The organism is Pseudoduganella sp. jia 12 (assembly GCF_055502675.1).
Genome location: NZ_JBUXKP010000010.1, coordinates 173,513 through 191,959, shown reverse-complemented (window position 1 = coordinate 191,959; position 18,447 = coordinate 173,513). Strand labels below are relative to the sequence as shown.

Below are 18,447 nucleotides of genomic sequence, written 5' to 3'. Positions count from 1 at the left end.
ATGCCGCGGTCATTGCAAGGTATAGAGGTAAGCCGCCATGTGGCGCGCGTCCTCGGGCGACACGCCCAGGTTCGGCATCAGCGTGCCGGGCTTGATCGCGGGCGGATCGACGATCCACCGCACCAGCGGTTCGGGCTGGTTCGGCAGCCTGCCGGCCACGTAGCTCTGGCGGCCGAACGTGTCGAGCGGCGGGCCCGCCGTGCTGCGCGCCGCCTCGACGCCGGGGATCGAGTGACAGGCGCCGCACTGGAACTGCGTCAGCAGCGCCTTGCCGCGCTCGACATCGCCACCGGCCACGCGCTGCACGGGCGGCGCATCCTCGCCGCAGCCGGCCAGCGAGGCAGTTACCAAGGCAGCGATGATCCGGCAACGTAGTGTTTCACGCACGTACTGTTCCTGCAGAAAACGGAAGAATCCATATAATAAAGCAAACACATCATGGATTTTTTCAACGGTGCGCACCCTTGCCGCCGACCTCTCAGTGCATACCTTTTACCTGCTGCCCATCGATGCCATCCAACCGATTTCGCCTGATCGCCAAGACTGCCCTTGCCACCACCCTGTCGCTGGGGGCCGCGGCCGCCGTGGGCGGCTTTATCGTGCTGGAAAGCGGCTGGTACAACGTGGCCGCGACCCAGCAGCATTGGCAACCCGTGCATACGGTGCTGGAACAAGGCATGCGTGAATCGGTGCGCTTCCACTCCCGCAACGTAAAAACACCGCCGCTGGCGGACAATGCGCGCACGGTGCGCGGCGCGCACCTGTATCACCAGCACTGCGTGCAATGCCATGGTGCGCCGGGCGTCGCGCAGACGCCCGTCGGCAAGAGCATGCAGCCGGTGCCCGGGCCGCTGGTCGACGCGGCCAAACGCTGGAAGCCGCGCGAGCTGTACTGGATCACGCGGCACGGCATCCGCATGGCCGGCATGCCGGCCTGGGAATTCCACCTGCGCGACGACGAACTGTGGGACCTGGTCGCCTTCCTCGGACGGTTCCCGATGCAAACCCGCGACAGCTACCGCGCGCTGGTCGAGGCCACCGCCCCCCCCACCACCCCGGCGCCCGCGCCGGCGGTGCCGCCCTATCCGGATGCCGAACGGGGACGCATGGCCCTCACGCAGTATGCCTGCCAGGCCTGCCACAGCATTCCGGGCGTGACGGGCCCGGGTACCTTCGTCGGCCCGCCCCTGGCCGGCCTGTCGCAGCGCAAGTACGTGGCCGGCGTGCTGCCGAACACCGCCGACAACCTGGCCCGCTGGATCCGCGTGCCCCATGAGATCGACCCGAAAACGACGATGCCCACGTTGGGCGTGACGGAACGCGACGCCCGCGACATGGCCGCCTACGTGCTCAGCAAGGAGTGACGCTTGAACCAGCAACCGGACACCGGCCCCGGCAAGGCCACCGAGCATCGTTTCACGCGGCGCGTCGCGCTCGTCAACGGCATCACGATCCTCACGATCCTGGCGCTGGCGGCCATGTGGTTCGCCTACGACGCGCTGCTGCTGGTGTTTGCCTGCATCCTGTTCGCGATCCTGCTGTACGAACTGGCCGGCATCGTGCACAGGCGGCTGGGCCTCGGCCGCAACGCCGCGCTGGCGGTCGTCGTGCTGGCGCTCCTGCTCGTATTCGGTATCGGCGGCTACCTGATGGCGCCGCAGATCGGCGAGCAGGCCGACAAGCTGGGCGCCGCCGTGCCCGAGGCGCTGCAGCGCTTTCGCGCCGCCATGGAACAGCAGCCGCTGCTCAAGCGCCTGATGGCCAGCGTGCCGTCGCCGGAAGAAATGCAAAAGCAGCTCGGGCAGCTCCTGCCGAACGCGGGTCTTTTCTTTTCCGGCCTGCTCGGCGCGGTCGGCAATGCCGTCATCATCCTGTTCGTGGGCGTGTACTTCGCCGCCCAGCCGCATATCTACATCGATGGCCTGGTCACGCTGGTACCGCCGCGCAAGCGCGAACGGGCGCGCGAAGTGATGGATGAACTGGGCCGCACGCTGTCGCGCTGGCTGCTGGGCAAGGCCGCGTCGATGCTGCTGGTGACGATCCTGTCGGCCACCGGGCTGGCCTTGCTCGATGTGCCGCTGGCGCTGATCCTCGGACTGATCGCCGGCCTGCTCGACTTCATTCCGTACCTGGGCCCACTGATGGCTGGCGTGCCCGCCATGCTGATCGCCTTCTCGGACAGCCCGCAGCAGGCGCTCTACGTGGTGCTGCTGTTCGGCGGCATCCAGCTGGCCGAAGGCTACCTGCTGTCGCCGCTCATCGAAAAACGCACCGTGTCGCTGCCGCCGGCACTGACCATCGTCATGCAGCTGCTGTTCGGCGCTCTGTTCGGCATGGCCGGCGTGGCCCTGGCCACCCCGCTGACCGCCGTGCTGGCGGTGCTGGTGACGATGCTGTACGTGCAGGATGTGCTCAAGGACCCGGTGCGCACGCCGTCGAGGAAGCACGACGATTGATTTCGCAATGCAAAACCGTGGACGACCCGGATCGCCGGACCGCCTGTTTTACAGGCAAAACTGGGCATGACGGACCGCCGGATTGCCTGTCTTGCAGGAAGCTCCAGCGATCGCGCCAGGAACTCGCCGTGCTGGCTGCTCGAGTGGCGCCGTGATGCGAGCGTTTCCTGAAAACAGGGGTACGTCCCCTGTTTTTGCTTGCGACAACTACTTGCTCGACTGCTTCTGGGTCTGGTACAGCCGCGCATAGGCGCCGCCCTGCGCGAGCAGTGCCGCGTGCGTGCCCATCTCGGCGATCGTGCCGGCATTCATGACGACGATGCGGTCGGCGTTTTCGATCGTCGACAGCCGGTGCGCGATGACCACGGTGGTGCGCCCTTCCATCAGCCGCTCCAGCGCCGCCTGCACCTGGCGTTCCGATTCCGTGTCCAGCGCGCTGGTGGCTTCGTCCAGGATCAGGATCGGCGCATCCTTGTACAGTGCGCGGGCGATGGCCAGGCGCTGCCGCTGGCCGCCGGACAGGCGCAGGCCGTTTTCGCCCACCTGGGTCGCATAGCCCTGGGGCTGGCGCACGATGAACTCGTGCGCATACGCCGCCTTCGCGGCCGCTTCGATGCGCGCCGGGTCCGGCGCCGCGTCGCCGTAGGCGATATTGGCGGCCAGCGTGTCGTTGAACAGCACCACATCCTGGCTTACCAGCGCGATCTGCGCGCGCAGATCGGCCAGCCGGTAATCGCGCAAGTCCACCCCGTCCAGCAGGATGCCGCCCTCGCTGACATCGTAGAAGCGCGGCAGCAGGCTGGCCAGCGTGGTCTTGCCGCTACCGGAACCGCCGACCAGCGCGACGGTTTCTCCGGCGGGAATGTCCAGCGACACATTCGCCAGCGCCGGCGCGGCGTCCGTGCTGGTGCCGTCATAGCGGAAGCTGACCGATGCCAGCTCGATGCGGCCGCTGGCACGCGCCAGCGAGCGGGTGCCGTCGTCCATCTCGACCGGCGCGTCGATGACGCCGAACACGGAACTTGCCGCCGCCAGGCCGCGCTGCAAAGGTTCGTTGAGTTTGGTGAGGTTCTTGATCGGGGACTGCATGGCCAGCATCGCCGTCATGAACGTGGCGAAGTCGCCCGCCGTCAGCGCATTGGCCTGCGCGCGCAGCAGGGCGAAATAGATCACGGCCGACAGCACGACGCCGATCAGCATCATGATGATGCCGGAGTTCATCGCCGCCGTGGCGGCCTGCTTCACGGCCAGCCTGCGGTTCAGCTTCACCACCTCGTCGAAGCGGCGCTGCTCGTATCGCTGGCCGCCGAAGATCTTCACGACGCGCTGCCCGCCGATGCTTTCGTCGAGCACGCGGGTCAGCTCGCCCATCGCGTGCTGGCTGCTTTCGGAAAGATGGCGCAGGCGCCGGCCGGCGAACGTGACCACGGCCGCCACCAGCGGCAACAGCGTCAGGCAGAACACCGCCAGCTGCCAGTCATACACGAGCATCGTGACCAGGTAGCCGATGGCGAGGACCGAATCGCGCACCGCCACGTTGATCACGTTCAGGCCCGCCTGCGACACCTGGTTCGCGTCGAACGTGACGCGCGACAGCGTGGTGCCGGTCGACGACCCGTCGAAATAGCCGTTCGGCAGGCGCAGGATGCGCGCGAACATCTTTTCGCGCAGGTCGGCCTGCACCTGGTTGCTGAGCCATGCGGACCCATAGTCGCCGGCAAAGCTGCTCACCATGCGCAGGATGGCGAGCGTCATGATGATGGCGGGGATCGTCCACAGCGCGGCCTGCCCCGCGCTCACCGGCAGCCACTGGCCGATCCAGCTTCTCACGGTCGAGGCGAAACCACCGTCGCCGGCCCCCTGCATGAAGCCCTGCGCGCCCAGCGCATCGATCACGTTCTTCAACTGCCCGACCAGCAGCACATCGGTCAGCGATGCCACGCCGACCGCGAACAGGGTAACGGCCAGTGCGCCGGAATAGGGACGGAATTGCAGCAGCAGGCGTGAATACAGTTGGCGGCTCGACACGTGGCGACAGGGGAAAGATAAAGGCAGCATTGTACCCGCCTTCGATGCCCGGACGAAATTCGGCCAAATGCCGCGCCGCAGTCACATTATTTACATTTACTTACGATGCATAACTGCTCAGCTACGTCAAGCGTATAGTGCCTGCCCCGAATGCAGGGCGCCCGAATCGCCTTGAAACCCGCATGGATACTGGGCTTTCAATAAGGCAAAAAAAAGCACGTTGCATTTTCGATACGAATCAAAAAAACATTCGAAATTGTAACTATCAACCGGTGAACTCGTCAGTTCTTGGTCTTATACTCAGATTGCAATTTGCAAAACATTTTGCTTCCTCTTCCACAAGTCAATGAAAGTGAATCAATGAAAACCTTCCTCACTCTCTTTGCATCAGCGGCGATGACACTATCGGCTGCCGCGCATGCGGAAACGCCGCCGTCGTCCCTGACCGAAGGGTTCGACGATGTCACGTCGCTGGGCGACTGGGTACAGGCTGGCAGTACCGGCTGGTTCCAGGGCAACGTCGGTATTTTCGGCGCGCAGGCCGGCCCGGCAAAATCATACATCGCCGCCAATTTCGCCTTGGCCGAGGACGTTGCCAGCGGCTTGATCGACAGCTGGCTCATCAGCCCTGAAATCACGCTGGCCGGTAGTACTCGCCTGACGTTCTACACCCGCGACAGCGCCGACGAAGGTTTCGATTCGCTGCAGGTCCTGTTCAGCGCAGGCAGTGGTACCGACGCCTCCGGCTTCACCACGTCGCTGGTAACGATTTCCGGCGTCGACTATCCCAACGGCTGGACCCAGTACACCGCCGATATCACCGGCACCGGCACGGGCCGCTTCGGCTTCCACTACACCGGCACGTACGACGACGCTACCTACATCGGCATCGACAGCGTTGCCATCTCCGCCGTGCCGGAACCATCGACCTGGCTGATGCTGGGCCTGGGCCTGGGCGCCGTGGGCTTCGCCGCCCGCCGCAGCCGCCGCGCCGCCGCCGGCGCCGGCCTGGCGCTGGCCGCACTGGGCATGTCGCAGGGCGCGATGGCCCACGAGGTGTCGAAGGAAGTGACGAAAGACCAGGGCATGGTCGTCGTGCGCGATGCCGAAACCGGCGCGCTGCGCGCCCCCACCGCGGAAGAGTACCGGGCACTGGTGCCGTCGGCAGCCGCTGCCCAGGCACGCAGGTTCGAGCGCGGCGTTTCGAGCGCACCGCGTGTGCAGGTATCCAAGAACGGCACCCGCAAGATCAGCGTCGCCGACAAGGCCGTCTACTCGGTCGTCACCCGCAATGCGGATGGCAGCCTCACGGAAGCTTGCGTCACTGGCGCCGATGCCGCGAACGCTCTGGTCAACAACACGCGCACCGCGCAAGCCAAGGAACAACGCTATGAAGCGCAATAACACCGTGAAGCACATCGCCGCCGCCATTGCCCTCGCATTCGGCGCCGCCGGTGCGGCGCAAGCCGCCGAAATCGTCATCGTCAACGGCAACGGCCCTGGCGTGGGCTTCAACGACACGACGCCGGCCACGCCAGTCGGCGGCAACACCGGCACCACGCTGGGCGAACAGCGACTGATCGCCTTCACGTACGCGGCCAACATCTGGGGCGCCAAGCTGGAAAGCTCGGTGCCGATCCGCATCCAGGCCAGCTTCGAACCGCTGAACTGCACGGCCAACAGCGCCACGCTCGGCTCGGCCGGTACGCTGGAAGTGTTTTCCGACTTCCCGGGTGCGCCGAAAGCCGGCACCTGGTATCCGACCGCGCTGGCCAACAAGCTGTCCGGCGAAGACCAGAGCCCGGACGTCGCCGACATCCGCGCCCGCTTCAACTCGCGCCTCGGTCTGGCGAACGACTGCCTGCCGGGTTCGCCGTTCTACCTGGGCCTGGATGCGGACCACGGCACCGCCACCGATTTCGTGGCCGTGCTGCTGCATGAAATGGGCCACGGCCTGGGCTTCCAGAGCTTCACCGACGAGGAAACCGGCCAGTACCTGGGCGATACCCCGGCGATCTGGGACCACTTCATGACGGACAACCGTACCAACAAGAAGTGGATCGACATGACCGAGGAAGAGCGCGTGGCCAACGCCATCAGCGGCGACGGCATGTCCTGGGACGGCCCGAACGTGAATGCGGCGGTGCCGGACGTGCTCGGCGCGCGCGGCGTGGTCACGATCGGCGGCCCGGCCGCCGGCGGCGCGGCTGGCGAGAAACCGTTCGGCGAAGCCAGCTTCGGCCCGCGCATCACCGATGCGAACGTGAGCGGCCAGATCATGCCGGTCGTGGAAAACCGCGCCGCCGGTACCGGCCTGGCCTGCGCGCCGCTCACGGGCGCCAACGCCAGGGCCGTGCAGGGCAATATCGCGCTGGTCGACCGTGGCGAGTGCACCTTCGCGATCAAGGCGGCCAACGTGCAGGCGGCCGGTGCGATCGCGATGCTCGTGGCCGACAACGCGCCGGGCGATCCTGCCGGCATGAGCGGCGACGATCCGACCATCACGATCCCGTCCGTGCGCCTCACCCAGGCAGACGGCCAGGCTCTCAAGGCCGCGCTGGCCTACCGCAGCCGCACCGCTTCCGGCGTCACGGCACTGCTGGGCGCCGACACGACGCAACTGGCCGGCACGGACAAGCAGAAGCGCATCCTGATGTTCACGCCAACGACCTTCCAACCGGGCTCTTCGGTGTCGCACTACACCACCTCCGCCTCGCCGAACCAGCTGATGGAGCCATCGATCAACGGCGACCTGACGCACGAACTGGAGCCGCCGAAGGATCTGTCGCTGCCGCTGCTGAAGGATATCGGCTGGTAATCCAAGCCTGATCCGCCACAGCATCGAGGCCGGGCTTGCCCGGCCTTTTCCATTGACGCCGCGTCTTTCATCGATGCAAGTGAACCACTAGCGCCAGGCAAACACGAGGATGATCGCCAGAAGCGTCAACGCCGTGCCATGGACGAGCCGCCGCAGTCGCCTGCGCCTGCGCAACCCGATGGCGGCAGCGCCTTCCACACCCAGGCGGGCAAGCATGTCGAACAGGAGTTCCATGCCGCGTCACTCCGCCCGCGGCACCCTGGCCAGCGCCTGCCGCAGCGTGCCGTTGGCGATCGCCACCTCGGGCGCGTCGTGCAGCAGGGCCAGGTAGCGCCGGCGGAACTCTTCGTCGATCGCCGGGCGCGGGCCCAGCAGGCTTTCGAACGCGGTGCGGAACTGCGCCGCTTCCGCCGCCTCGAACAGTTCGGCGTCGTCGAGCCGCTCATCGAGTTCCGCCATCAGGCCCGACAATTTCAGCAGCCACGCGAAGTGCGGATGGTTCGTGACAAGCTGCAGGTGTTCGAGCACGCCGCCCACGGCGCCGAAATACTGCGTTTCCACATCCAGCATGGCCTTGTGCAGGCCGCGTGCGCCCCGTGCCAGGTCGCGCAGGGCCGCGCGCAGCGATTCATCGGTCATGGATAGTCACCTCTTGTCGGTTGTCGAACGCGCATCATAGCCCGTCCGCCAACACCGTGCAGCGTGCCGGATGCAACAGACTGCCGACGTGGCGACCGCCACGCGGTCAGCCCGCCGGAAGCACGTTCGCGCACGCGCCACCGCCGCGCCAGCAGTCGAGGTTGTCGAACGTGATGGCGGCGATCTCGCGCAGCGCCTCGATGGTGAAGAAGCCCTGGTGCCCCGTGACCAGCACGTTCGGGAACGTGGTCAGCCGGCCGAACACGTCGTCGGCGATGATGTCGGAAGAGTGGTCGCGGAAAAACAGCGCGCTTTCCTGCTCGTAGACATCGATGGCGAGCGCGCCCAGCCGGCGCGATTTCAACGCCTCGATCACGGCCGCCGTGTCCACCAGGGCGCCGCGCGACGTGTTGACCAGCATCGCGCCCTCCTTCATGCGGCCCAGCGTGGCATGCCCGATCAAGTGGCGGGTACCCTCGGCCAGCGGACAATGCAGCGACACGATATCGGACTGGGCCAGCAGGTCGTCCAGCGGCACCATGCTGCCCAGCGCCGCGAACGCCGGCGACGGATACGGATCGTGACCCAGCACCCGGCAGCCGAAGCCGGCCAGGATGCGCGCCGTCGCAAGCCCGATCTTGCCGGTGCCGACGATGCCGGCCGTCTTGCCGTGCAGCGTGAAGCCGAGCAGGCCGTCCAGCGCGAAATTGCCTTCCCTGACACGGTTGAACGCACGGTGGGTGTGGCGGTTCAGCGTGAGGATCATCGCCACCGCGTGTTCGGCCACCGCCTCCGGCGAATAGGCAGGTACGCGGGCGGCGAACAGTCCCAGCCGCGCCAGCGCGGCCAGGTCGACGTTGTTGAAGCCGGCGCAGCGCAGCAGCACCGCGCGCACGCCCTGCGCGTGCAGCCGCTCCAGCACCGCGGCATCGAGCACGTCGTTGACGAACACGCACACGGCATCGCAGTCCTGCGCCAGCACGGCGGTGCCGATGTCCAGCGCGGTATCGTGGTAATCGATCGCCACGGGCGAGCGCCGCGCGGCCCGAGCCTCCTCGAAGAAGCGGCGGTCGTATGGCTGGGCACTGAACATCGCCAGCCGCAGGGTTTGCGGGGGAACCGTCGCCATCCGAACCTCCTTGCGAAGCGCGGCTGCCGCCGCATCCCCCTCAGTATGGTTCAGAAAGCACGGATGTGCCAATGGCCGGCACGTTTGGCGTACGCCCGGCATGCCATTCGGCGAACTGCGCCGGTTCAAGCGCCCTGGCGTACAGCCAGCCCTGCGCCTCGTCGCAGCCCGCCGCCCGCACGAGCGCTGCGGCGGCCGCCGTTTCGACACCTTCGGCCACCACCCGGTATCCCAGGTCATGCGACAGCGACACCATGGCGGCGACGAGCGCGCGCTTGCGCTCGTCCGCTTCGATGCCGCGCACGAAGCCTTGGTCGATCTTCACCACGTGGGCGGGAATGCTCTGCAGGTAGGACAGGCTGCTGTAGCCGGTGCCGAAGTCGTCGATCGCGATACGCACGCCCACTGCGTGCAGTGCCGCCAGCGTGCGGTCCGCCGCCGCCTGATTGCCCATGGCCGCGCTTTCCGTGATTTCCAGCTCGAGGCGCTCCGGCGGCACGCCATGGCTGTGCAACCGCGCCTCGACCGCCGCCGCGAAGTCCGGTTCGAGCAGGTTCGGGGCGGCCACGTTGACGGACAGCGTCAGCGCGAGGCCGGCATCCAGCCAGGCGCGCAGCTGGCGCAGCGCGGCATCGATGACCCACGCGGTGGCGGGCCGTGCCATCGATGTCTGCTCGACGATGGGCATGAACTCGCCGGGCGAGATGCCGCCCAGCTCCGGGTGGCACCAGCGCAGCAGCGCCTCGGCACCCGTGCAGGCCCCCGTCGCCAGGTCGATGCGGGGCTGGTAAACGAGCCGCAGCTGATTGCGCGCCTCGAGCGCGGTGCCGAATTCGGTCAGCAGCGTGAAGCGCCGCTGGTAGGCGGCATCCTGCGCCGACGAATGGACGGCCACCTGCATGCCGCCGGCGTAGGCATCGTGCACGGCGCCCTGGGCGATGCGCAGCACGTCCAGGGCTTCGGCGGCACCGACGACGAACGGCGCGATGCCGACGGCCGGCGTGGTGACGAAGCGCGACGTGGACCGGGCATCGCGCCCCTGCAGCCATGCCTCCACGCGCGCGCGGCACTCGGCCTGCGCCATGTCCGGCGCCACCACCACCATGAACTGGGTGGCCGCCACGTGGTACATCTTCGTGCCCGCGCCGAATGCGGCGCGGAACGAGCGCAGCGCCTCGGCAACGAGGCCGTCCACATAGTTCGACCCCATCACGCGCGCGGCATTGGCCAGCTGCTCGGGGCTTGCCAGGTGCACCAGCATCGCCAGCCGTCCCTCGCCGTGGGGGCGGTCCTTTTCGAGGTCGCTGAAGTCGTCGATGTACTGGTTGCGGTTCGGCAGCCCGCTGATCGGATCGATCCGGCCCAGCGCATGCTGCAACTCGATCTGCGACATGACCATCGCCGCCAGGTCGGACAGGATGGCGCGCTCGCTTTCGCTGATCTGGCGCGGCGCCGTGCCCAGCACGCACATGGCGCCCAGCGCGTGGCCGTCGCGCGTCGTCAGCGGCGCGCCGGCGTAGAAGCGCACGCCGTTGCGGGCCAGGTGGCTGTCGCGATAGCCCGGGTCGTCAAGCAGGTCCGGAATGACCAGGAACCCGGCCGAGTCCGCCACCGCCCCGCACGGCGCCTGCAGGCGGGGAATCGACCAGTGCTCGATGCCCACGCGCGACTTGAACCATTGCCGGTCGCTGTCCGTCAGCGACACGGCGGCGACGGGCAGGTTGAACAGTTGCGCCGCCATGCGGGTGATGCGGTCGAACGCTTCGGAAGGGGGTGTGTCGAGCAGGTCGAGCTTGCGGAGCGCCTCCAGGCGCGCGCCTTCGCGGGGACATGTCATGGTGATCGTATCGTTGAAACGCCGTGCGGCGGAGTAAAAGACGATGCGGGGACGGGGCACCATGGCGCTCCGTGCAATTTGCTTAACACAGAGCAACAATATTGTACCGCGTTTCCGTCCTGCCTGCCCGCCACCGCACATCGTGCGCCGATCCGCTGTCGCGCCCATGCATCATCGCCCATGCATCATCGCCCTGCATCGTTCTTGTGCACGGCCCGCGCGCCCTACTTCACCCGCTGCTTCTCGAGTTTGCGCGCCAGCGTGCGCCGGTGCATGCCGAGACGCCGCGCCGCTTCGGAAATGTTGAATTCGGTCTCGGCCAGCACGGCATGGATATGCTCCCATTCCAGGGTCTTGACCGACGTGGCACGGCCCGTCAGCTCCACGTCCGCGCTGCCTGCCACGTGGGCGAAAGCGGCTTCGATATCGTCCGTGTTGGACGGCTTGGCGAGGTACTGCGCCGCGCCCAGCTTGACCGCCTCGACGGCGGTATTGATGCTGGCATACCCCGTCAGCACCACGATCAGCATGTCCGGGTCGTGCTGGTGCAGCATCTGCACGCAGGCCAGGCCGGACGAATTGCCCTTCAGCTTCAGGTCCACCACGGCATAGCCGGGCGCATGGTCGCCCAGCAGTGCCGCCGCCTCGTCCACGTTGGCGGCATGCAGCACCTGGTAGCCGCGCCGTTCGAACGAGCGGCCCAGCGTGCGGGCAAAGGCCTCGTCATCCTCGACGATCAGCAGGCAGCGTTGTTCTTCGGTGATGTCGGTCATGTCGGTCATGGATAGGTCGGTGGAGCCGGTCAGTGTAGCGGGTCGGTGCGGCGCGTCGGCGCAGGGAATCAGTGCACAGGGTCGACGAACCCGGGGGCGATGCCCTCGAGGGCGATGGACGACAGCGGCAGGCGGATCGTGACTTCGGCCCCGGGCTCGCCGTCGCCGGCGCGGTTGCGCGCCGCCACGGTGCCGCCCAGCGTGCGCGCCACGTTCACCACGAGGAACAGGCCCAGGCCGCTGCCGGGCTTGCCCTTGGTGGAATTGTACGGTTTGCCGAGCTGCGCCAGCACGGCCGGGTCGAAGCCCGGGCCCGTGTCGGTCACGCGCAGGATCAGGTGGCCGTCCTCGCGCGTGGCTTCCAGTTCCACGCGCACGGGAGACGCCTCGAGAGCGTTGTCGAGCACATTGCAGATCATCTGCTTGAGCGTCTCGTCGAAGACCACCGGCAAGTCGTCGCCGATGCGGTTGAAGTAGAAGAAGTGCTGCACGGGGCGGGTGCTGCGCCATTCCTGCGCCAGCTCGTCGAGGAACGTCGCCAGCGTCGTCTTCGTCGACGACTCGCCGCGCGCCTCGCCGGCCGACAGCAGGATGCCGGACACGATCGCCTTGCAGCGTTTCAGTTGCGCCTGCATCTCGGCGATCTCCTCCAGCAGTTCGGGATTGCCGGCGAATTCCGGCATGCGCTTCCAGTCGCCGAGGATGACGGACAGCGTGGCCAGCGGCGTGCCCAGCTCGTGCGCGGCACCGCTGGCCAGCAGGCCCATGCGCACCACGTGCTCTTCCTCGGCGGCGCGCTGGCGCAGGTTCGCCAGTTGGGCATCGCCGGCGCGCAGGTTGGCGGTGATGCGGGTGATGAAGAACACGAGCAATGCCGCGTTCAGCATGAAGCAGATCAGCATGCCCTGCACGTACAGCGACAGCACGCCGCCTTCGTGCTCCACGTCCAGCGGCAACGGCAGGTGATTGCGCGACAGGCCGGCCAGGCAGGCCGCCGTGACCAGCACGAACGTCCACGCGTAGGGCGGCGCCAGCAGCACGGCCGACAGGATCACCTGCAGCAGGTACAGGAACGCGAACGGGTTGGTGGCGCCGCCAGCCAGGTAGAGTTGCGAGGTGAGGATGGCCACGTCCACGAGCAGCGCCATGAACAGCTCGGTATTGCGCACGTAGCGCACCTCGTGCCAGCGCAGGTGGCTGGCCACGTTGAAGGCGATCAGGCACGCCAGCACCTGCAGCATCGGCACGAGTGGCAGCACGATGCCGTAGAGATAGGTGGCGGCCGTGATCGTGGCCACCTGGCCGAACACGGCGATCCAGCGCAGCTGGATCAGCTGCATCATGTTCTTGTGGCCGGCCGCCCACTCGACGCCGGCTGCCGCCACCTGCTCGCGGCGGCCGTCCGGCGTGCGCCGGTCGGCAGTAACCTGTTCCTCAGTCCGTTCCGTCATCCGCCCCCCTCGTCCGGCGCCTGTCATAGCGCAGCACGAGATAATAGCCGCCTGCGACCATCGCGGCCAGCCCGAACCACGTCAGCGCATAGACCAGGTGGTTGTTCGGGAACGCGATGACCGTCAGGCCGCCGGTCGGTTTTTCGTCGCCGTCGCGCGGATGTTCCTGGCCGGCGGGCGCATCGACAAAGAACGGCGCCGCGCGTGGCATTCCCCGCTTCGCCGCGATCGGGCCGATGTCGCGGGTGTACCAGCGGTCGCCCGCCGGATCGTTCTCGCGCAGGATGCGCCCTTTCGGTTCGGGAAAGCGCAACAGGCCCGTGATCTCGATCTCTGGATTAACCCCGGAAGCAACACCTGGGGTCGAACCCAGCGGGTCAGACCCCGGCACCTGCCGCTTGGGTGAACGCACCTGCGCGCAAACGTCTCCCGACGCCACTGGCGGCGGCGGCAATTGCAGGTCGCCCGACTTCATCGGCACGAAGCCGCGGTTGACGAAGACGATACCGTCTTCCGTGCACATCGGCGTCATCAGCCAGAAGCCGATGCCGAGCGCCGTCGTCGTCTGCACGCGCGTCGTGTAGTCGTACAGGAACGTGCCGCGGATTTTCACGCGCAGGTATTCGTGCGTGTCGACGGCCACGCGGGGCCACTCGGCCGCCCGCGGCGCCGGCACCGGCCTGGCGTGCACGCGCGCATCGACGCGGGCGATCAGGTCCTGTTTCCATTGCAGTCGCTTGACCTGCCATGTTCCCAGCGAAAGGAAGGCGCAAAAGAAAAATGCCGCAGCGGCGGCGAGGGCGATGCGCGCCCCCCTTGAAGGGAGACGCCCTGCCCGCGCGTTCGGCTGCGGCATTTTTTCAGCGCCACGAGGTGGCGCCTTGCTCATGGCATGTCGTGCGCTTGCTGCGGCGTCATGATATGCGGCATGTTCGGCATCATGTTCTTGTTCATGTGGTACATGACCCACAGCGAACCGGCCAGCGTGATGACGACGATGATGATCGTGAAGATCAGGGCCAGCATGTTCCAGCCGCCTTCCGACTTCGCGTTCATGTGCAGGAAGTACACCATGTGCACGACCATCTGCACGGCGGCGAAGCCCAGGATCACGAAGCCGGTGGTGGCCGGATCCGTGATCACGTTGTTCATCACGAGCCAGAACGGGATCGCGGTGAGGATCACGGACAGCACGAAGCCGATCACGTAATCCTTCATCGAACCATGGACAGCCGATCCATCGTGATGATCGTCGTGGCCGTGACCGTGATCGTCATGACCATGGCCGTGATGATGTTTGTGGTCGCTCATGGCAGGACTCCCATCAGGTAGACAAAGGTGAACACGCCGATCCAGATCACGTCCAGGAAGTGCCAGAACAGCGACAGGCAGTTCAGGCGGCGCAGGTTTTCCGGGATCAGGCCGTGCTTGCTGATCTGGACCATCAGCGTCACGAGCCAGATCGCGCCGAACGTCACGTGCAGGCCGTGGGTACCGACCAGCGCGAAGAACGCCGTCAGGAAGCCGCTGCGCTGCGGGCCCGCACCCAGGTGGATCAGGTGGTGGAATTCATAGATTTCCACTGCCAGGAACAGCAGGCCGAAGACGCCGGTGATGCCCAGCCACAGCAGCGTGCCGGACTTGTTCTTCGCCTTGGCCTGCAGCATCGCAAAGCCGTAGGTGATCGACGAGAACAGCAGGAACGCCGTGTTCAGGGCGATCAGCTTCAGGTCGAACAGTTCGGCGCCGCCCGGGCCGCCGGCGTAGTTGCGACCCAGTACGGCATAGGTCGCGAACAGGCAGGCGAAGATCAGGCAATCGCTCATCAGGTAGATCCAGAAACCCAGCATGGTGCCGTTTTCCGGATGGTGCTCGCGCACCAGGTAGCGCGAGCTCGGGTCGGCGCTAGCCGCGCCGGCGGAGGTTACGTAGGTATCAGACATGGCTTCCCAGCAAAGCGGTATGGCGTTCTTCGGTGCGGCTCACTTCTTCCGCCGAAATATAGAAATCACGCTTGTAGTTGAACGTGTGGACGATGATCGCGACCATCATGGCGGCGAACGCCACGCCAACCAGCAGCCACATGTGCCAGATGATGGCGAAACCGACCAGTGCCGACAGTGCCGCGATGATGAAGCCCGCGCCGGTGTTGGCCGGCATGTGGATCTTCACGAAGTCCTTCAGCGGACGCTGGTAGCCGTTTTTCTTCATGTCGGCCCAGCTGTCGTTGTCATGCACGACCGGGGTGAACGCGAAGTTGTAGTCCGGCGGCGGCGACGACGTCGACCACTCCAGCGTACGGCCTTCCCACGGGTCGCCCGTCACGTCGCGCAGCTGCTTGCGGCGCATGAACGACACGAAGAACTGCATCAGCATCGCGCCGATACCGCCGGCGATCATCAGCACGCCGATGAACGCGACCACGAAGTACGGCTGCAAGGACGGATCTTCCATCATGTTCAGGCGGCGCGTCACGCCCATGAAGCCCAGTGCGTACACCGGCATCCAGGCCACGTAGAAACCGATGGTCCACAGCCAGAACGATACCTTGCCCCAGAATTCGTCGAGCTTGAAGCCGAACGCTTTCGGGAACCAGTAGTTGATGCCCGCGAACAGGCCGAACAGCACGCCGCCGATGATCACGTTGTGGAAGTGGGCGATCAGGAACAGCGAGTTGTGCAGCACGAAGTCGGCCGGCGGGATCGCCAGCATCACGCCCGTCATGCCGCCGATCGTGAACGTGACCATGAACGAAATGGTCCACATCATCGGCAGTTCGAAGCGGATGCGGCCGCGGTACATCGTGAACAGCCAGTTGAACAGCTTCGCGCCGGTCGGGATCGAGATGATCATCGTGGTGATGCCGAAGAACGCGTTCACCGATGCGCCGGAGCCCATCGTGAAGAAGTGGTGCAGCCAGACCAGGTAGGACAGGATCATGATCACGCACGTCGCATACACCATCGAGGTGTAGCCGAACAGGCGTTTCGAGCAGAACGTCGACACCACTTCCGAGAAGATGCCGAAGCACGGCAGGATCAGGATGTACACCTCCGGGTGGCCCCAGATCCAGATCAGGTTCACGTACATCATGGCGTTGCCGCCCATTTCGTTCGTGAAGAAGTGCGTGCCCAGCAGGCGGTCCATGCCCAGCATGGCCAGCACGGCGGTCAGCACCGGGAAGGCGGCCACGATCAGGATGTTCGTGCACAGCGCGGTCCACGTGAACACCGGCATCTTCATCAGGTCCATGCCCGGCGCGCGCATCTTGACGATGGTGACGATCAGGTTCACGCCGGAGAGCAATGTGCCCACCCCGGCGATCTGCAAGGCCCAGATGTAGTAATCGACCCCGACGTCGGGCGACGCAAGGATGCCGGACAGCGGCGGATAGGCCAGCCAGCCGGTACGGGCGAATTCGCCGATGAACAGCGACGCCATCACCAGCACGGCGCCCATCGTGGTCATCCAGAACGAGAAGTTGTTCAGGAACGGGAACGCCACGTCGCGTGCGCCGATCTGCAGCGGCACGACGTAGTTCATCAGGCCCGTCACGAACGGCATCGCCACGAAGAAGATCATGATCACACCGTGGGCGGTGAAGACCTGGTCGTAGTGGTGCGGCGGCAGGAAGCCGGCATTGTCGCCGAAGGCGATGGCTTGCTGGGCGCGCATCATGAGCGCGTCGGCGAAGCCGCGCAGCAGCATGATCAGGCCGAGGATCATGTACATGATCCCGATTTTCTTGTGGTCGATACTGGTGATCCAGTTACGCCACAGGTTGCCCCAGAGGCGGAAATACGTCATTGCGCCGACCAGGGCGATCCCGCCCAGGATGACCCCGGCGAACGTGGCGATCAGGATCGGCTCGTGATATGGGATCGCTCCCCAGCTCAGCCTGCCGAAGATCGGATCGGTTTCAGTTGGATACGATTGCATTGTTGCTCTTCATGGAAAGTTTGGTCTTGTCCGCAGGTGTCGTGCAGATCTCCGCGTCGGCTCGCGCCAGCTTGGCGACCTCGCTGGCGCCCTGCCTGCGCGCTTCCTGGTGGGCCCGGTGCTTGGCGTTGCGGTTGGCATCATCATGCATCTGCTGCGCCATGCACTGAGTGCCCGGCTCGACGCACAGGTTCAGGATGGCGTTGTACAGCGTGCCATCCACCTGGCCCCAGCGGCGCACCGGATCCTTCTCGCTCGGCTTGACCAGCTGCGAGTACTCGGGACGCTGCAGCGAACCGCCTTCGGCCTTCACCTTCGCCACGTAGGCGTTGAAGTCGGCGTCGTTCATCGCGTGGTACTTGAAGCGCATGTGCGTGAAGCCCGAGCCGCTGTAGTTCGACGAGAAGCCGTCATAGATACCGGTCTTGTTCATCACGGCGTTCAGCTGCGTTTCCATGGCCGGCATCGCGTAGATCATGCCTGCCATTGCCGGGATGTAGAAGGCGTTCATCACGGACGACGCGGTAATGCGGAACCTGATCGGACGGTCGATCGGCGTGGCCAGCTCGTTCACGGTCGCGATGCCCTGCTCCGGGTAGATGAACAGCCACTTCCAGTCCAGCGCCACGACCTGCACTTCCATCGGCCGCACATCGGCCGGCAGCGGACGGGCATGGTCGATGCGCTGCAGCGGACGGTACGGGTCCAGCAAGTGGGTGCTGATCCACGTGATCAGTCCCAGCACGATGATCAGCAGCAGGGGCACGCCCCAGATCACCAGCTCCAGCTTGGTGGAGTGATCCCAGTCGGGATCGTATTTGGCCGAAGTATTGCTTTTCCGATAACGGAAAGCAAACCACAGGGTCAGGAAAATGACGGGAACGACGATCAGGCACATCAGGAGGAACGAAACGACCACGAGATGAGCCTGCTGCGCCGCGATATCACCGGACGGATTCAACACCACCGTATTGCAGCCCGTGAGCCACAACAGGGGGAGAAGACCCAGTCCACTGCGAACAATGGATGATTTCATTAAGTTATGTGCGCTACAGAGGATTGAGAACATGCTACTGTACCGTCACAGGCGTGCGAAATGGAATTGGACACTTTGTCCCACCCCCGGCTGGTCATTTCCGAGCAGGTTCTGTAATTTGCCTTCCAACGCGGCACTGCATGCGTACTGTGGCATCGGCAAAAAGTTGGCGAAGGGTTCATGGAAAAGATGCATCGCGGTTTCCTTGGGCTGTTTCATCGAGTTCGGGTTTTCATGGACCCTTGCCAATGTTTCATTTATGTATTGCGGCGCACAGTCGAGGCAATAACAGTCGAGGTAAGGTTTCATCGTGTGTGATTCAGTTCGCAAGAACTTGTGTA

18 protein-coding genes are annotated in these 18,447 nt (G+C 65.5%); 4 read left to right on the top strand and 14 right to left on the bottom strand.

Annotated features, from left to right (window positions below):
* Positions 1-9: 9 nt before the first annotated feature.
* The gene (locus ACY65G_RS21930) at positions 10-351 is read right to left on the bottom strand and encodes a c-type cytochrome (protein ID WP_464999415.1); all 342 of its coding nucleotides are present in this window, start codon (positions 349-351) and stop codon (positions 10-12) included.
* Positions 352-509: 158 nt separating this feature from the next.
* Here ACY65G_RS21930 and ACY65G_RS21925 point away from each other — a divergent pair, with 158 nt between their 5' ends.
* Both ACY65G_RS21925 and ACY65G_RS21920 read left to right on the top strand, forming a co-directional pair.
* Positions 510-1,364 carry a c-type cytochrome gene (locus ACY65G_RS21925; RefSeq protein ID WP_464999414.1) on the top strand — a complete coding sequence of 285 codons (855 nt, stop codon included), beginning with the start codon at positions 510-512 and terminating at the stop codon, positions 1,362-1,364.
* Positions 1,365-1,367: 3 nt separating this feature from the next.
* Entirely contained in the window at positions 1,368-2,456 is a 1,089-nt protein-coding gene (locus ACY65G_RS21920; RefSeq protein WP_464999413.1) for an AI-2E family transporter, read from the top strand.
* Positions 2,457-2,663: 207 nt separating this feature from the next.
* On the opposite strand, the gene msbA is transcribed toward ACY65G_RS21920, so the two are convergent.
* Positions 2,664-4,514, bottom strand: coding sequence for a lipid A export permease/ATP-binding protein MsbA (msbA, locus tag ACY65G_RS21915; protein WP_464999412.1), 1,851 nt, complete (start codon positions 4,512-4,514; stop codon positions 2,664-2,666).
* 366 nt (positions 4,515-4,880) lie between these two features.
* Between msbA and ACY65G_RS21910 the strand changes: the two genes are divergently transcribed.
* On the top strand, positions 4,881-5,888 hold the full coding sequence (locus ACY65G_RS21910) for a choice-of-anchor J domain-containing protein (protein ID WP_464999411.1): 1,008 nt from the start codon (positions 4,881-4,883) through the stop codon (positions 5,886-5,888).
* Positions 5,875-7,302, top strand: coding sequence for a PA domain-containing protein (locus ACY65G_RS21905; protein WP_464999410.1), 1,428 nt, complete (start codon positions 5,875-5,877; stop codon positions 7,300-7,302). Before ACY65G_RS21910 ends, ACY65G_RS21905 begins: the two co-directional genes overlap by 14 nt.
* Positions 7,303-7,389: 87 nt before the next feature.
* On the opposite strand, the gene ACY65G_RS21900 is transcribed toward ACY65G_RS21905, so the two are convergent.
* From ACY65G_RS21900 to ACY65G_RS21845, 12 genes are all read right to left on the bottom strand, one after another.
* Positions 7,390-7,536 carry a hypothetical protein gene (locus ACY65G_RS21900; protein ID WP_464999409.1) on the bottom strand — a complete coding sequence of 49 codons (147 nt, stop codon included), beginning with the start codon at positions 7,534-7,536 and terminating at the stop codon, positions 7,390-7,392.
* A 6-nt stretch (positions 7,537-7,542) separates the two neighbouring features.
* On the bottom strand, positions 7,543-7,941 hold the full coding sequence (locus ACY65G_RS21895) for a hypothetical protein (RefSeq protein ID WP_464999408.1): 399 nt from the start codon (positions 7,939-7,941) through the stop codon (positions 7,543-7,545).
* A gap of 106 nt (positions 7,942-8,047) precedes the next feature.
* Complete coding sequence (locus ACY65G_RS21890; RefSeq protein ID WP_464999535.1) at positions 8,048-9,046, bottom strand: 2-hydroxyacid dehydrogenase; 999 nt, start codon at positions 9,044-9,046, stop codon at positions 8,048-8,050.
* A 64-nt stretch (positions 9,047-9,110) separates the two neighbouring features.
* Complete coding sequence (locus ACY65G_RS21885; RefSeq protein ID WP_464999407.1) at positions 9,111-10,970, bottom strand: sensor domain-containing phosphodiesterase; 1,860 nt, start codon at positions 10,968-10,970, stop codon at positions 9,111-9,113.
* 161 nt (positions 10,971-11,131) lie between these two features.
* The gene (locus ACY65G_RS21880) at positions 11,132-11,689 is read right to left on the bottom strand and encodes a response regulator transcription factor (RefSeq protein WP_464999406.1); all 558 of its coding nucleotides are present in this window, start codon (positions 11,687-11,689) and stop codon (positions 11,132-11,134) included.
* Between the two features lie 59 nt (positions 11,690-11,748).
* Positions 11,749-13,131 carry an ATP-binding protein gene (locus tag ACY65G_RS21875; RefSeq protein ID WP_464999405.1) on the bottom strand — a complete coding sequence of 461 codons (1,383 nt, stop codon included), beginning with the start codon at positions 13,129-13,131 and terminating at the stop codon, positions 11,749-11,751.
* Positions 13,115-13,987 (bottom strand): SURF1 family protein, encoded by an 873-nt coding sequence (locus ACY65G_RS21870; RefSeq protein ID WP_464999404.1) that lies wholly within the window; start codon positions 13,985-13,987, stop codon positions 13,115-13,117. The genes ACY65G_RS21875 and ACY65G_RS21870 overlap by 17 nt, the downstream gene beginning before the upstream one ends.
* Before the next feature lie 29 nt (positions 13,988-14,016).
* Positions 14,017-14,442: a cytochrome o ubiquinol oxidase subunit IV gene (gene cyoD, locus ACY65G_RS21865; protein WP_464999403.1), complete on the bottom strand. Its 426-nt coding sequence runs from the start codon at positions 14,440-14,442 to the stop codon at positions 14,017-14,019.
* Complete coding sequence (gene cyoC, locus ACY65G_RS21860) at positions 14,439-15,074, bottom strand: cytochrome o ubiquinol oxidase subunit III (protein WP_464999402.1); 636 nt, start codon at positions 15,072-15,074, stop codon at positions 14,439-14,441. The genes cyoD and cyoC overlap by 4 nt, the downstream gene beginning before the upstream one ends.
* The gene (cyoB, locus tag ACY65G_RS21855) at positions 15,067-17,070 is read right to left on the bottom strand and encodes a cytochrome o ubiquinol oxidase subunit I (RefSeq protein ID WP_464999401.1); all 2,004 of its coding nucleotides are present in this window, start codon (positions 17,068-17,070) and stop codon (positions 15,067-15,069) included. The genes cyoC and cyoB overlap by 8 nt, the downstream gene beginning before the upstream one ends.
* The gene (gene cyoA / locus ACY65G_RS21850; RefSeq protein ID WP_464999400.1) at positions 17,051-18,106 is read right to left on the bottom strand and encodes a ubiquinol oxidase subunit II; all 1,056 of its coding nucleotides are present in this window, start codon (positions 18,104-18,106) and stop codon (positions 17,051-17,053) included. Before cyoA ends, cyoB begins: the two co-directional genes overlap by 20 nt.
* Positions 18,107-18,151: 45 nt before the next feature.
* Complete coding sequence (locus ACY65G_RS21845; RefSeq protein ID WP_464999399.1) at positions 18,152-18,415, bottom strand: hypothetical protein; 264 nt, start codon at positions 18,413-18,415, stop codon at positions 18,152-18,154.
* Positions 18,416-18,447 lie beyond the last annotated feature (32 nt).